Below are 12,428 nucleotides of genomic sequence, written 5' to 3' on the forward strand. Positions count from 1 at the left end.
ACGTTACCCGCTCTCGCACTCCTGGGCAGAGTGTCTTGCCTGCTCCCGCCTGTCGGAAGCAGGGCGAACCTACCGCAATTGCGAAGAGCCGTCCATGCCCTGATTGGGTGAAAACGATCAGCCGTCCTTCCCATCCGTAATACCCAGGAGCTTCAACTTCCGGTGAAGCGCGGATCGTTCCATGCCGATGAAGGTGGCGGTACGGGAAATATTGCCGGAAAAGCGCCGAATCTGGATGCGCAGATATTCGCGTTCAAAGCTCTCCCGCGCTTCGCGAAGCGGCGCACCCATGATTGCGGACTGGCCCATGCTATCCGAACTGCCGTTGCTGGTCAGTTCGGCAGGCAGCATGTCCAGTTCGATCCGCCCGATCCTTTCGCCGGGCGCCAGGATCATGGTCCGTTCGATGACATTGCGGAGCTGACGGACATTGCCCGGCCATTCATTGGCCTGAAGCGCGGCCATGGCGTCGCTCGCCATCTCGGGCGGGGGAACGCGCCGGTCAGCGGCAAAGCGCGCCAGATAATGTTCGACCAGCGGTGGAATATCGTCGCGCCGCTCGGCCAACGGGGGAATGACCAGCGGCACGACGTTGAGGCGGTAGAACAGGTCTTCGCGGAAGCGCCGTTCCTCGATTTCGGCCGCCAGGTTGAGCGCGGTCGATGAAATGACACGCACATCGACCTTCACCTGACGTTGTCCGCTGACACGGGTAAAGCTCTGGTCCGTCAGCACGCGCAGGATCTTCGCCTGGGTGGTCAGCGGCATGTCCGCGATTTCATCGAGATAGAGCGTGCCCCCATGCGCCTGTTCCAGATATCCCGGACGCACCAGCCCACTCGGGTCCTCGACGCCGAACAGTTCCTCCTCGACCCGATCGGGGTCCATTCGTGCCGCAGCGACAACGATGAAAGGCGCATCAGCCCGTCCGCTCCAGCTGTGGAGCATGCGCGCCGCGATTTCCTTGCCAACCCCCGCGGGCCCGGAAATCAGCACCCGGCTGCCTGTGCCCGCGACCTTCTTGATCGTCGCGCGCACGGCATTGATTGCCGCCGAAGTGCCCGTCAGTTCGTCATCCTGCCCGAAACGGGCGCGCAACACCTGATTTTCCCGCCGAAGCCGCTCCGTCTCGGTCGCGCGCGACACCAGATGCAGCAGCCGGTCCGCTTCGAACGGCTTTTCGATGAAATCCGCCGCGCCCTTCCTGATCGCGGCGACGGCGGTGTCGATATTGCCATGACCGGAAATCATCAGCACCGGAATGGTCGCATCGCGGCGCTTGATCTCATCAAGCAGTTCCAGACCATCGAGCTTCGATCCCTGCAACCACACATCCAGCAACACCAGCGAGGGCCGCCGGGCATCCAGCGCTTCGATCGCGCTGTCGCTGTTGGCGGCGGTGCGGGTCGAGAAGCCCTCATCCTCCAGCACGCCCGCGACCAGATCGCGAATGTCCTCTTCGTCATCGACTATCAGAATATCAAGCGCCATTGGCCGTCACTTTTCCTTTGGGCAAGGCAATCACCTGCCCCTCTTCCAGTTTTTCGAGCGCCGCCACCGGGAAACGCAGCGTCACCCGCGCCCCGCCGCCCTCGGCATCGTCGAAGCGGATTTCGCCCATATGCTCCTCGACAATCTTCTTCACGATGGCGAGGCCCAGGCCCGTGCCCTTGGTGCGGGTCGTCATATAGGGCTCCAATATGCGTTCCCGCTCAGGCGGCAGGCCGATGCCGTCATCCTGCACCGCGATCAGCAGATTGCCCTCATCATGGTCCACCGTCATGCGCACATGACCGCGCCATTGGCTGTCATCCGCCACGGGTTTCGGCTCGATCGCCTCCACCGCATTCTTGACGATATTGGTGAGCGCCTGCCCCAATTGCCGCCGATCGCAGACCATTTCCACATCGGTATCGACGGAACGATATTCGAAACGGATATCCGGATGCGCCACTTCATGCAGGAACAGCGCGTGCCGGGCGATGTCGTCCACCCGCTCGCGCCGGAACACCGGCTTGGGCATGCGGGCGAAGGAGGAGAATTCGTCCACGATCCGCCGCAAATCGCCGACCTGCCGGACGATCGTGCCGGTAAGACGCGTGAAGGTTGCCTTATCGCTCGTCACCTCATCGGCATAGCGGCGCTGCAACCGCTCGGCGGCAAGCTGGATCGGGGTAAGCGGATTCTTGATCTCATGCGCGATCCGCCGCGCCACGTCGGACCAGGCGGCGCGCCGCTGGTCGGACAGCTGCTGGGTGATGTCGTCGAAGGTCAGGATGTGGCGCGAGGCATCTTCCGTCACCTTGACCGCCAGCGTCCGGACATCGCCATGCGCCCGGATCTGCACGATGCCGGCATCTTCCTCCGAAGTGATCAGCGCGGCCAGTTCCTGCGACACCTCGGTCAGTGGACGGCCTACCGGATCATCGCCCTCCCGCACCAAAAGCGCCGCGGCAGAGCTGTTGAGCAGCAGGACGATACCAGCCCGATCCACCGACAACACGCCCGCCGACACGCCGGACAAGATGGCCTCAATAAAGGCGCGGCGTTCGTCCAGCTGGCTGTTGGCCGCCACCAAAGCGCCCGTCTGGGCCTCCAGCCGCTGGGTCATCCGGTTGAAGGCCGACGCAAGCGTGCCAATCTCGTCGCGCGCCTGTGGGCTGGTCACGCGCGCCGAAAGGTCGCCGGCCGTGATCCGCCGCGCCGCCATCACCAGTTCGTTGACGGGACGCACCATCCAGTCCGCGACCTTGAGCGCGATATAGACCGCCACGCCGACCAGCAGCAGCGAGCCGACGAACAGCATGATGTTAAAGCGCAACTGCAAGGCGCGGGATTGGGCGGCGAAAATGTCGTAATCCGACAACACCTTCTGCGCTCGCTCGACATTGCTGAACGCCGTCGAGCCCGAATCGCGCGTGGCGTAGAGATAGATTTTCGCGTTGGGATAGAGCAGCGTCACCGCCTCGATCTGGTTGGGCTTGGCGGCCACGACGACATCCTCGCCCGCCTCCAGCCGCCTGACGACCTCCGGGGTCAGCATTTCCGAAGCGGGCCGGCTTTCCGGGTCGACCGTCGCCGCCGTGCGCGCCACGCCATCCTTGCCGATTTCGATGATCGCGGAGCGGTTCAGCTTACGCGTCACCACCTGATAGATATAGCCTTCGGCGAAGCGCGGGCTGGAAACCTTGGACTGGCTCAGATAATCGCGCAGGTCGCTCGCCATGGTGACGGTTTCGTCCCGCACGTCGCGCAGATTCTGCTCATAATAGCCGCGCGCCAGATCGCTCGCATTTTGCAGCATCCCGCGCGCGCTGTCGGAGAACCAGAACTGCACGCCATATTGGAACAGCAAAGAGGCGAAGATCACGACCAACAGCATCGGCACGCTGGCGACGATGGAAAAGATCGCCACCAGCCTGACGTGCAACTGCCCGTCGCTGCCGATGGCCGATTGCGCTGCGCGCCGCTTCGCCACCCGCCGCCCGAGCAGCACCAGCAGCGCGATCGCCGGAACCAGATTGGCCACCAGCAGCAGCGCTACGATCGGTGGCGTCAATAGAGTGTAGGACTGGCCCTGCACCGTCAGCAGGAAATAGGTGATGCCCGCCATCCCAAGAAACAGGATGAGCGTCACCGCCTCCACCACCGCGGCCAGACGGCGGCGCAGGAAGGGGGGGAAATGCCTTTTCCATGCCCGGCCCCGCACGGGGAGAGTCACTGCGCCTTCCATAGTGGCTTGGTTACAACATTAATGTGCCCGATCAAACACAGTATTTTATGGGAGCGTGCTTCCGGTCGAAAAGAGCCTTCGGTTCGTCGCCGCCGCTTAATCGCTGATCCGCAGTTGCAGAGGATCGAGCCCATAATCGGTCAGTTTCTTGCGCAGCGTGTTACGGTTGATGCCCAGCAAGCCCGCCGCACGGATCTGATTCCAGTCGACGCTCGCCAAGGTTTCCTGAAACAATATCGGTTCGACCACCGCCAGCAGATCGTCATGCAGGCTGCGGTTCGGCTGGGTAAGGCCAATGCCCAATTGCCGCTTCGCCCATTCCCGCACCGCCTGACCCAGGAGATCGGCGGGAGCGGCATGATCGGCGGGCACCGCGTCCAGCGGCAGGCTGTTGCGCAGCATGTCGGCAGTGATCATGTTCTCGCGGCTCAGCACCGCCAGCCGCTGCATCAAATTCTGCAATTCACGCACATTTCCCGGCCAGTGATAGGCCATCAGCAACTGCGCCGCGTCTTCGGAAAGCGATTTGCGCGGCAGGCCGTCCTGCGCCGCGCGATCCAGGAAATGACGGGCAAGCAGGATCACATCCTCCCGCCGTTCCCGCAATGCGGGCAACGCGATCGGGACTACGTTCAGCCGATAGTAAAGGTCCTGCCGAAAGCGGTTTTCCTCTATCAGCTTGGGCAGGTCCTTGTTGGTGGCCGCGATGATGCGGACATTGACCCTGACCGATTTCGATCCGCCGACAGTCGTGACCTCGCCCGACTGCAAGACGCGCAGCAGCCGCGTCTGTGCTTCCATCGGCATGTCGCCGATCTCGTCAAGGAACAGGGTGCCGCCCTGCGCCTGCTCGAATTTGCCGGCGGTACGGGCATGGGCGCCGGTGAAGGCTCCCTTCTCATAACCGAACAGTTCAGCCTCGATCAGTTCCCGGGGGATGGCCGCCATGTTGATCGGCACAAAGGGTTTGGTCCGCCGCTGCCCGAGACTGTGGATCGCCTCCGCCACCAGTTCCTTGCCCGTGCCGGATTCGCCCAGCACCAATATGCTGAGGTCGTTCGACAGAACCCGCGCGATCGTCCGATAGACCTCCTGCATCGCGGGGGAGCGGCCGACCAGCGGCAGACCGTCATGCGGCAATCCGGCGTCGGACGCTTCCTCACCGCCCCCCTTCCCCGATCCGAGCGCATCGGACACGGCGCGCGTCAGCTCATTCAGATCGAAGGGCTTGGGCAGATATTCGAACGCGCCCTTTTCCGTCGCGCGTATGGCCGTGTTCAGCGTGTTCTGAGCCGACAGGATGATGATGTTGAGCGCGGGGCGACGTTCCAATATCTCCGATATGCCGTCCAGCCCATCGCCATCGGGCAGCATGACGTCGGTGATCAGCACGTCGGGCGAAAAGCTGTCCAGCAGGGCGCTGCGTTCCCGGATAGAGGCAGCCGTCTTGACCCGGTATCCCTGGCGCCGCAACGCTTCGCCGACGACCACGCAGATTGCCGGATCGTCATCCACCACCAATATCGCGCCTGTCGCCGCCATCAGTCCATTCCCATCGGCAGCAGGATGCGGAAGGTCGATTCCCCTGCCTGCCTGTCGCGCGAATATTGCACGAACCCGCTCATGTCGCGCACCAGCTTGTCCACCAGCGCCAGCCCCAGGCCCGTTCCGTCCCGCCTACCGGTAATGAAGGGGTTGAACAGATGGTCGAGAATATGCTCCGGCACGCCCGGCCCGTTGTCGACCACGAGGATCTCTATCGGCAATACCGCGCTGCCCTTGCCCTTGCCGACCACCACCGACACGCCATGGCGAAAGGCCGTCTCGACACGGATGCGTGGCTTTTCGCTATGCTCCAGTGCCTCGGCAGCATTTTTGAGCAGGTTGATCATCACCTGCACCAGCGCATCTTCGTTGATGTTGGCGGATGGCAGGGATGGATCATAACTTTTCAAGATACGGATATTCTTTGCAAATCCGGCGGCCGCTATATTGGCCGCCCGATCGATCAACGGATAGATATTCCCGCTCCGGCACTCCAGCGTCCGGTCCGTCGTGAAGTCCTGCATCCTGTCGATCAGCGCCGCGATCCGATCCACCTCATTGCAGATCAATTGCGTCAGCGCCGCGTCGCGCCCATCATTGCCGGACTCCAGCAACTGTGCCGCGCCCCTTATGCCCGACAGGGGATTCTTGATCTCATGCGCCAGGATCGCCGCCGCGCCGACGGCGGAGCGCGCGCCGCCCGCAGTACCCCGATGGCCGATCTTGCGCGCCTGGCTCTGCGTATGGATCGACACCACGCGCCAGCCTTCATGATCGACGATGGGGGCGATCATCAGATCGACCTCCATCTCCGCCGTCCGTCCTGCGTGAACGCGGATATCATAGGCGGCGATGGGCTTGTTGCTGTGCCAGATATCGAAGCGCGCGCCCATTTCCGCCATGCGGATGGTCCGCGCGATATCGCTCCCGACGATGGCGGACCGCGCCATGTTGAGCAGCGTTTCGGCCCGCACATTGGCGTCGGCAATGCGGTTGTCCGGCCGCACTACCAGCGTCGCCACCGGCAGCGCCGTCATCAGTTCGGAAAGCGAAGGTCCATCCTGTTGCGGTCGGAGCGACGGGATGGTCGTCATGTCCGCCGTCATGCCGCCTTGCGCGTTTCGACCAGCCCTTCGTCGGCGATCAGCGGTTCGTAAAAGCGCGCCAGCATATCCAGCACAACGTCACCATCCGGCTCCTGGTTCACCGCGTTGCGGAATTCGGCCGAACCCGGCAGCCCCTTGGTATACCAGCCGATATGCTTGCGGGCCATATTGACGCCGGTGTGGCTGTCATAATGCTCCAGCATCGCGCGATAATGCTCTGTGATAACATGATATTGCTCTTCAATCGAAGGGTCGGCCAGACGCTCGCCCGTGCGGAACCAGTGCATGACCTGTCCTATCAGCCAGGGCCGGCCATAGGCACCCCGCCCGATCATCACCCCGTCCGCGCCACTCTGCTCCAGCGCCGTCTCCGCGTCGTCGATCGAGCAGATATCGCCATTGACGATCACTGGCAGCGACACCGCTTCCTTGACGCCGCGCACAAAGGCCCAGTCCGCCGAGCCCTTGTACATCTGGCAGCGGGTGCGGCCGTGAACCGTGATGAGCTTCGCGCCCAGATCCTCCGCGATCCGCGCCAGTTCAGGCGCATTCAGGCTGGCATGATCCCAACCCATGCGCATCTTGACGGTAACGGGCACGTCGACGGCCTTGACCGTCGCCTCGATCAACGCGGCAGCCAGCGGCAGGTCGCGCATCAGCGCGCTACCCGCGTCGCCATTGACCACCTTCTTCACCGGACAGCCCATGTTGATGTCGATGATCGCCGCGCCGCGATCCGCATTGAGCTTCGCCGCCTCCGCCATTTCAGAAGGCGAGCAGCCCGCGAGTTGCATCGACACCGGCTCTTCCAGCGGATGCCAGGCGGCCTTTTGCAGCGACTGGCGCGTTTCGCGAATCATCGCCGCCGTGGCGATCATCTCCGTCACGTTCAGGCCCGAGCCATAGCGCCGCACCAGCGTCCGGAACGGCATGTCCGTCACGCCCGTCATCGGGGCCAGCACGACCGGCATGTCAATCGTCACCGGACCAATGGAAATCGGAGAAAGCGTCTGCATTACTCAATCACTGCCTAAAAAACAGGCAGCCCTTAGCCGAAATTGGCTCCAACGGCAAGCAAGCCGGGTCTGGCGATCCGCCTCCCGCTGCGATACAGGCGCCGCCATGACAGAGAAAACCGTCGCATTGCTGGTTGCAGCAGGACAGGGCAGCCGCGCGGGCGGCGATATTCCCAAGCAATTCCGGTTGATCGGCGGCAAACCCGTGCTCGCTCATGCCGTCGATGCTCTGGCGCGCCACCCGGCCATCGACGACATTGTTCTCGTCGTCGGCGCAGGTCAGGAATCCGCTGCGCGCGAAGCACTCGCGGGTCGTCCGGTCGCCGCGATCATCCAGGGCGCCGACAGCCGCAGAGGATCGGTCCGCGCCGGTCTTGAACATATCGCATCCTCCGGCGGCGCAGCGCATGTCCTCATCCATGACGCCGCTCGCCCGTTCATTCCCGATGCGGTGATCGATCGATTGCTCTGCGCCCTGGCCGACGCGCCCGGTGCCATCCCCGCCCTTCCCGTTGCCGATACGCTGGTCCGGAATGAGAACAGCCTTGCCGGAGATGTCGTGGATCGCGATGGCCTGTCGCGGGTCCAGACCCCGCAAGCCTTCCATTTCGATATGATCCTGTCCGCGCACCGGGCATGGGACAGTGCAAGGGAAGCGACCGACGATGCCCAGATCCTGCGGCATTGCGGCGGCGACATCATTCTGGTCGCTGGCGACGAAAGGCTGGAAAAATTGACCTACGCCGAAGACTTTCTCCGCGCCGAAGCCCGGCTGCGCGCCGTCCGCAGCACCCGCACGGGCATGGGCTATGACGTTCACCGGCTGGCCGCCAATGAGGAACTCTGGCTCTGTGGCATTCGCGTTCCCCATGAGCGCGGTCTGGCAGGCCATAGCGATGCCGATGTGGCCATCCACGCCCTTGTCGATGCGCTGCTCGGCGCGCTGGCGGAGGGGGATATCGGCAGCCATTTCCCGCCGTCCGATCCGCAATGGCGCGGGGTGGCCTCCTCCCGCTTCCTTGAATATGCCGCCGAACGCGTCGCAAAACGGGACGGCATCATCGAACATGTCGATCTGACGCTGATCTGCGAGGCGCCGAAAATCGGCCCGTATCGCCAGGCGATGCGCAGCCGGATCGCGGAAATCCTGGGTTTGTCGCTCGACCGCGTCAGCGTGAAGGCGACCACCACCGAACGCCTCGGCTTTGCGGGCCGCCGCGAAGGCATCGCCGCGCAGGCTGTTGCAACCCTCTCCCTCCCCGCGCTATTCTGATCGCCATGCCTGATAGCATCCTTCCCGCGTCGCTGGTCGACCTTGCCGAGCGCGTCATCATCGCCAACCGCCGCGCGGGCCGCACCATAGCGGTCGCCGAAAGCTGCACCGGCGGCCTCGTATCCGCCGCGCTCACCGAAATCGCCGGGTCGTCCGAAGTCTTCGAGGCTGGTTTCATCACCTATTCCAATGATATGAAGTGCGAACTTCTGAAGGTTTCGCAGGATGTCATCGAAACCTTCGGCGCCGTCTCCATTGCCACGGCTTGGGCCATGGCGCAGGGCGCGCTAACCAAGAGCCACGCGCAGGTAGCGGTCGCCATCACCGGCATTGCCGGCCCCGGCGGGGGGTCAGAGCAAAAGCCCGTCGGCACCGTCGTCTTCGCCCGCGCCGAACGCGGCGCCAGCCCCGACAAGATCGTGGCCGACATGCATCATTTCGGGGACACAGGCAGGGGCGGCGTTCGCCTTCAGGCGGCGCTTTGCGCGCTTGAACTGCTGCTGCCCGATTCGCCCGCGCCGTAAAGCTCGGCCGCGCGAGTTTCGAACGCGCCGATCATCTTGCGCAATGCCTTGTCGAACACCTGCCCCGCGAGCATCTCGAACAGCCGGCTCTTGAATTCGAACTCCACTTCGAAATCCACCAGCACGCCGCCTTTGCCGTCGTCCCGGAAGTTCCATTCATTGTGGAGATGCTTGAGCGGCCCATCAAGATAATCGACGCGCACATGATCCGGGCGATGCTTGTGGACACGGGAAGTGAAGCTTTCCTTGATCCCCTTGAATCCCACGATCATGTCCGCGACCATTTCCGAATCGCCGTCGGATCGGACACGGATCGCGCTCACCCAAGGCAGGAATTCGGGATAGGCCGCGACATCCGCCACCAGATCGAACATCTGTTCGGGCGTATAGGGAAGCGGACGCGTTTCATTATGCTTGGGCATCGCGTTACCTGGCAACCTTCGCCAGTTGCGCCTCACGTGCGGCACGCATCTCAGCGAAATCCTTGCCCGCATGGTAGCTCGACCGCGTGAGCGGACTCGACGCCACTTGCAGGAAGCCCTTGGCCCGCGCAATCGCGGCATAGGCGTTGAACGCCGCCGGGGTCACGAACTCCATGACCTTGGCATGCTTGGGCGTCGGCTGGAGATATTGGCCCATGGTGAGGAAATCGATATCGGCCGAACGCATGTCATCCATCACCTGATGGACCTCCAGCCTTTCCTCGCCCAGGCCCAGCATGACGCCGGACTTGGTGAAGATCGACGGATCGAGCCTCTTCACCGTCTCCAGCAACCGCAACGAGGCATAATAGCGCGCACCGGGCCGAATGGTCGGATAGAGCCGGGGCACCGTCTCCAGATTGTGATTATAGACGTCCGGCCGCGCCGCGACGATCATCTCGACCGCCCGCTCATGCTTGTTGCGGAAGTCGGGAGTCAGGATTTCGATCGTCGTGTCCGGAGTCGTGCGGCGCAGCGCCTCGATCACCTTCACGAACTGCGAGGCGCCGCCATCGGGCAGGTCGTCGCGATCGACCGAGGTGATGACGATATGCTCCAGCCCCATTTCCGCACAGGCGTCGGCCAGGTTCTGCGGTTCGTTGGGATCGACCTTGCGCGGCATGCCGGTCTTGACGTTGCAGAAGGCGCAGGCCCGCGTGCATACATCGCCCAAAATCATCACCGTAGCGTGCTTCTTGGTCCAGCATTCCCCGATATTGGGGCAAGCGGCTTCCTCGCACACCGTCGCCAGCCCCTTGTCCCGCATCAGCTTGCGGGTTTCATGATAGCCGGGGCTGGTCGGCGCCTTGACGCGAATCCAGTCAGGCTTGCGGACACGCTCTGGACGATTGGCGGGGATCGGGGCGATATCGGTCATGCGCACCAGATAGCGATGCAAGCTCGCTCTTGCCAGCCCCCACATTGTTAGGCACAGGACAGCGCATGATCGATTTCGCCGACATGCTCTCAGGCTATCGCCGTTTCCGCAATACGGGCTGGACGGAACAGCGCGAGCGATGGGACGACCTCAGCGAAGGACAAAGCCCCCGCGTCATGGTCATCGCCTGTTCCGACAGCCGAGTCGATCCGGCGCAGATATTCGACACCAGCCCCGGCGAGGTCTTCGTGGTCCGCAACGTGGCGGCCCTGGTCCCTCCCTTCGAAACCAATCCCGGCCGCCATGGCGTGTCTGCGGCGCTGGAATTCGCCGTTCAGGTGCTGAAGGTCGGCGAGATCGTCGTCATGGGTCATGGCAAATGCGGCGGCTGCAAGGCGGCGCTCAGCCAGGCGCTCAAGGATGCGCCTCCGGGCGAAGGCGGCTTCATCCACAATTGGATCGAGTTGCTGGACGATGCGCGCGAAAAGGTGGTGGAACGCTTCGGCGACGACCGCAGCCGCGACGCCGAGCGCGCCATGGAACAGGAAGGGGTGAAGGTGAGCCTCGCCAATCTGCGCACCTTCCCCTGCGTCCGCGCCAAGGAACGCGATGGGGAAATCAAGCTGATCGGTGCTTTCTTCGCCATAGCAGACGGTCAACTCCATCTGCTGGACGAGGAAAGCGGCGAATTCCATCCGGCGCCGCTGGAAGCCTGATGACCGCGCCGATCCCCAGCGGCAATATTGCCCTGCTGATCGACGCAGACAATGTTTCCGCGGACCATTTCGACCCAGTACTGACCGTTCTCGCTGAACTTGGCACTGTCAACATCCGCCGTGCCTATGGCAATTGGAGCAAACCAGCGCTTAAGGGTTGGGCGCGGCAGGCGGTGACGCAGGCCATCGAAACCCAACAACAGTTCGATCTCACCAAGGGCAAGAACGCCACCGACATGAAGATGACGATCGACGCCATGGATCTGATGGCGTCCGGACGCGTCACCGGCTTCGGTCTGATGTCCAGCGACAGCGATTTCACGCCTTTGGTCACACGCATCCGGCAGGAGGGCCTGCCCGTCTATGGCTTTGGAACGGACAAGACGCCTCAGGCCTTCCGCAGCGCCTGCACCCGTTTCATCGACGTGGCTGCGCTCACCAATTCCCGAGAAACGCTCGTCGAGCCGGAAGAGGCCGATGATGCCCCTGACGCCGCCGATGGCACAGAGGTCGCGCCCGATCTCGTCAAACTTTTGGTCGACGTTTACAATGCCGTGAAACGCGATGACCAGGGTTTTGCGCGCCTCAGCGAGGTCGGCCAGCTTGCGGGAAACCGCTCCAGCTTCGACACGCGCAATTATGGTTTCAAGCGCCTGTCGGACCTCGTTCGCTCCATCAAGAATTTCAAGGTGGAAAGCAGGGACGGTCAGACCTGGATCAAGCGGGTGCACTGATGTCCATCATCGCCCGCCATCTGATGATCCTGGGTCGGGTGCAAGGCGTGTTCTATCGTAATTGGGCCGTGGAAGTGGCGAACAGGCTTGGTCTAGCGGGCTGGGTCCGGAACCGCGTGGACGGAAGCGTGGAAGCCGTGGTGGAAGGCCCGCAGGAGGCCGTGGAGCAATTCATGGCTCTTGCCCATGAAGGCCCTCCCGCAGCGCGGGTTGCGCGGATCGATGTCTCGGATGTTCCAACAGAGGGGCACGCTTCGTTTCAAAAGCGACCAAGCTGCTGACATTTAGTTGGTGGGATGGAAACGGCGGTCGGATCAAGCAGCGACCATGGGTGGAAGGCGGACGGTCGGCTTACCTGAGCATTCCTTGAAGCGCACCGTGCTCCTGCGAAGGCAGGAGCCCAGTTCAAACGTTGTGATGAC

12 protein-coding genes are annotated in these 12,428 nt (G+C 62.9%); 5 read left to right on the top strand and 7 right to left on the bottom strand.

Features of this window, described 5'->3' with window-relative positions:
- Window positions 1-117 precede the first annotated feature (117 nt).
- The 5 genes from RUH75_RS03040 to dusB all read right to left on the bottom strand — a co-directional run bounded on the left by RUH75_RS03040 (window position 118) and on the right by dusB (window position 7,400).
- Window positions 118-1,491, bottom strand: coding sequence for a sigma-54 dependent transcriptional regulator (locus tag RUH75_RS03040; RefSeq protein ID WP_313802050.1), 1,374 nt, complete (start codon window positions 1,489-1,491; stop codon window positions 118-120).
- On the bottom strand, window positions 1,481-3,733 hold the full coding sequence (locus RUH75_RS03045) for an ATP-binding protein (RefSeq protein ID WP_313802052.1): 2,253 nt from the start codon (window positions 3,731-3,733) through the stop codon (window positions 1,481-1,483). Before RUH75_RS03045 ends, RUH75_RS03040 begins: the two co-directional genes overlap by 11 nt.
- Before the next feature lie 96 nt (window positions 3,734-3,829).
- Window positions 3,830-5,275, bottom strand: coding sequence for a nitrogen regulation protein NR(I) (ntrC, locus tag RUH75_RS03050; protein ID WP_313802054.1), 1,446 nt, complete (start codon window positions 5,273-5,275; stop codon window positions 3,830-3,832).
- Complete coding sequence (locus RUH75_RS03055) at window positions 5,275-6,384, bottom strand: ATP-binding protein (protein WP_313802056.1); 1,110 nt, start codon at window positions 6,382-6,384, stop codon at window positions 5,275-5,277. The genes ntrC and RUH75_RS03055 overlap by 1 nt, the downstream gene beginning before the upstream one ends.
- Entirely contained in the window at window positions 6,381-7,400 is a 1,020-nt protein-coding gene (gene dusB / locus RUH75_RS03060; RefSeq protein ID WP_313802058.1) for a tRNA dihydrouridine synthase DusB, read from the bottom strand. Before dusB ends, RUH75_RS03055 begins: the two co-directional genes overlap by 4 nt.
- 106 nt (window positions 7,401-7,506) lie before the next feature.
- On the opposite strand from dusB, the gene RUH75_RS03065 reads away from it, so the two are divergent.
- Both RUH75_RS03065 and RUH75_RS03070 read left to right on the top strand, forming a co-directional pair.
- On the top strand, window positions 7,507-8,673 hold the full coding sequence (locus tag RUH75_RS03065; RefSeq protein ID WP_313802060.1) for a bifunctional 2-C-methyl-D-erythritol 4-phosphate cytidylyltransferase/2-C-methyl-D-erythritol 2,4-cyclodiphosphate synthase: 1,167 nt from the start codon (window positions 7,507-7,509) through the stop codon (window positions 8,671-8,673).
- A 5-nt stretch (window positions 8,674-8,678) separates the two neighbouring features.
- Window positions 8,679-9,197, top strand: a complete 519-nt coding sequence (locus RUH75_RS03070; protein WP_313802062.1) for a CinA family protein — start codon at window positions 8,679-8,681, stop codon at window positions 9,195-9,197.
- Here RUH75_RS03070 and RUH75_RS03075 read toward each other — a convergent pair.
- Together RUH75_RS03075 and lipA are read right to left on the bottom strand one after the other, a co-directional pair.
- The gene (locus RUH75_RS03075; RefSeq protein WP_313802064.1) at window positions 9,143-9,619 is read right to left on the bottom strand and encodes a type II toxin-antitoxin system RatA family toxin; all 477 of its coding nucleotides are present in this window, start codon (window positions 9,617-9,619) and stop codon (window positions 9,143-9,145) included. The genes RUH75_RS03070 and RUH75_RS03075 overlap by 55 nt on opposite strands.
- A gap of 4 nt (window positions 9,620-9,623) precedes the next feature.
- On the bottom strand, window positions 9,624-10,601 hold the full coding sequence (gene lipA / locus RUH75_RS03080) for a lipoyl synthase (RefSeq protein ID WP_313802066.1): 978 nt from the start codon (window positions 10,599-10,601) through the stop codon (window positions 9,624-9,626).
- A gap of 20 nt (window positions 10,602-10,621) precedes the next feature.
- On the opposite strand from lipA, the gene RUH75_RS03085 reads away from it, so the two are divergent.
- Genes RUH75_RS03085 through RUH75_RS03095 form a run of 3 tightly spaced genes read left to right on the top strand, consistent with a single transcriptional unit; the run spans window position 10,622 to window position 12,287 of the window.
- On the top strand, window positions 10,622-11,272 hold the full coding sequence (locus RUH75_RS03085; RefSeq protein ID WP_313802068.1) for a carbonic anhydrase: 651 nt from the start codon (window positions 10,622-10,624) through the stop codon (window positions 11,270-11,272).
- Window positions 11,272-12,006, top strand: coding sequence for an NYN domain-containing protein (locus RUH75_RS03090; protein ID WP_313802070.1), 735 nt, complete (start codon window positions 11,272-11,274; stop codon window positions 12,004-12,006). The genes RUH75_RS03085 and RUH75_RS03090 overlap by 1 nt, the downstream gene beginning before the upstream one ends.
- Window positions 12,006-12,287, top strand: a complete 282-nt coding sequence (locus tag RUH75_RS03095) for an acylphosphatase (RefSeq protein ID WP_313802072.1) — start codon at window positions 12,006-12,008, stop codon at window positions 12,285-12,287. Before RUH75_RS03090 ends, RUH75_RS03095 begins: the two co-directional genes overlap by 1 nt.
- The last annotated feature ends 141 nt before the right edge of the window (window positions 12,288-12,428 follow it).

It is taken from the genome of Sphingobium sp., from assembly GCF_032153725.1.
Taxonomy (GTDB): Bacteria; Pseudomonadota; Alphaproteobacteria; order Sphingomonadales; family Sphingomonadaceae; genus Sphingobium.

Excerpts from the sequence above, each read along its gene's own strand:
- lipA (WP_313802066.1), bottom strand. The coding sequence starts at position 10,601 with ATGTGGGGGCTGGCAAGAGCGAGCTTGCATCGCTATCTGGTGCGCATG.
- RUH75_RS03075 (WP_313802064.1), bottom strand. The coding sequence starts at position 9,619 with ATGCCCAAGCATAATGAAACGCGTCCGCTTCCCTATACGCCCGAACAG.
- RUH75_RS03085 (WP_313802068.1), top strand. The coding sequence starts at position 10,622 with ATGATCGATTTCGCCGACATGCTCTCAGGCTATCGCCGTTTCCGCAAT.
- ntrC (WP_313802054.1), bottom strand. The coding sequence starts at position 5,275 with ATGGCGGCGACAGGCGCGATATTGGTGGTGGATGACGATCCGGCAATC.
- RUH75_RS03095 (WP_313802072.1), top strand. The coding sequence starts at position 12,006 with ATGTCCATCATCGCCCGCCATCTGATGATCCTGGGTCGGGTGCAAGGC.
- RUH75_RS03055 (WP_313802056.1), bottom strand. The coding sequence starts at position 6,384 with ATGACGGCGGACATGACGACCATCCCGTCGCTCCGACCGCAACAGGAT.
- RUH75_RS03070 (WP_313802062.1), top strand. The coding sequence starts at position 8,679 with ATGCCTGATAGCATCCTTCCCGCGTCGCTGGTCGACCTTGCCGAGCGC.
- RUH75_RS03040 (WP_313802050.1), bottom strand. The coding sequence starts at position 1,491 with ATGGCGCTTGATATTCTGATAGTCGATGACGAAGAGGACATTCGCGAT.
- RUH75_RS03065 (WP_313802060.1), top strand. The coding sequence starts at position 7,507 with ATGACAGAGAAAACCGTCGCATTGCTGGTTGCAGCAGGACAGGGCAGC.
- RUH75_RS03045 (WP_313802052.1), bottom strand. The coding sequence starts at position 3,733 with ATGGAAGGCGCAGTGACTCTCCCCGTGCGGGGCCGGGCATGGAAAAGG.
- dusB (WP_313802058.1), bottom strand. The coding sequence starts at position 7,400 with ATGCAGACGCTTTCTCCGATTTCCATTGGTCCGGTGACGATTGACATG.
- RUH75_RS03090 (WP_313802070.1), top strand. The coding sequence starts at position 11,272 with ATGACCGCGCCGATCCCCAGCGGCAATATTGCCCTGCTGATCGACGCA.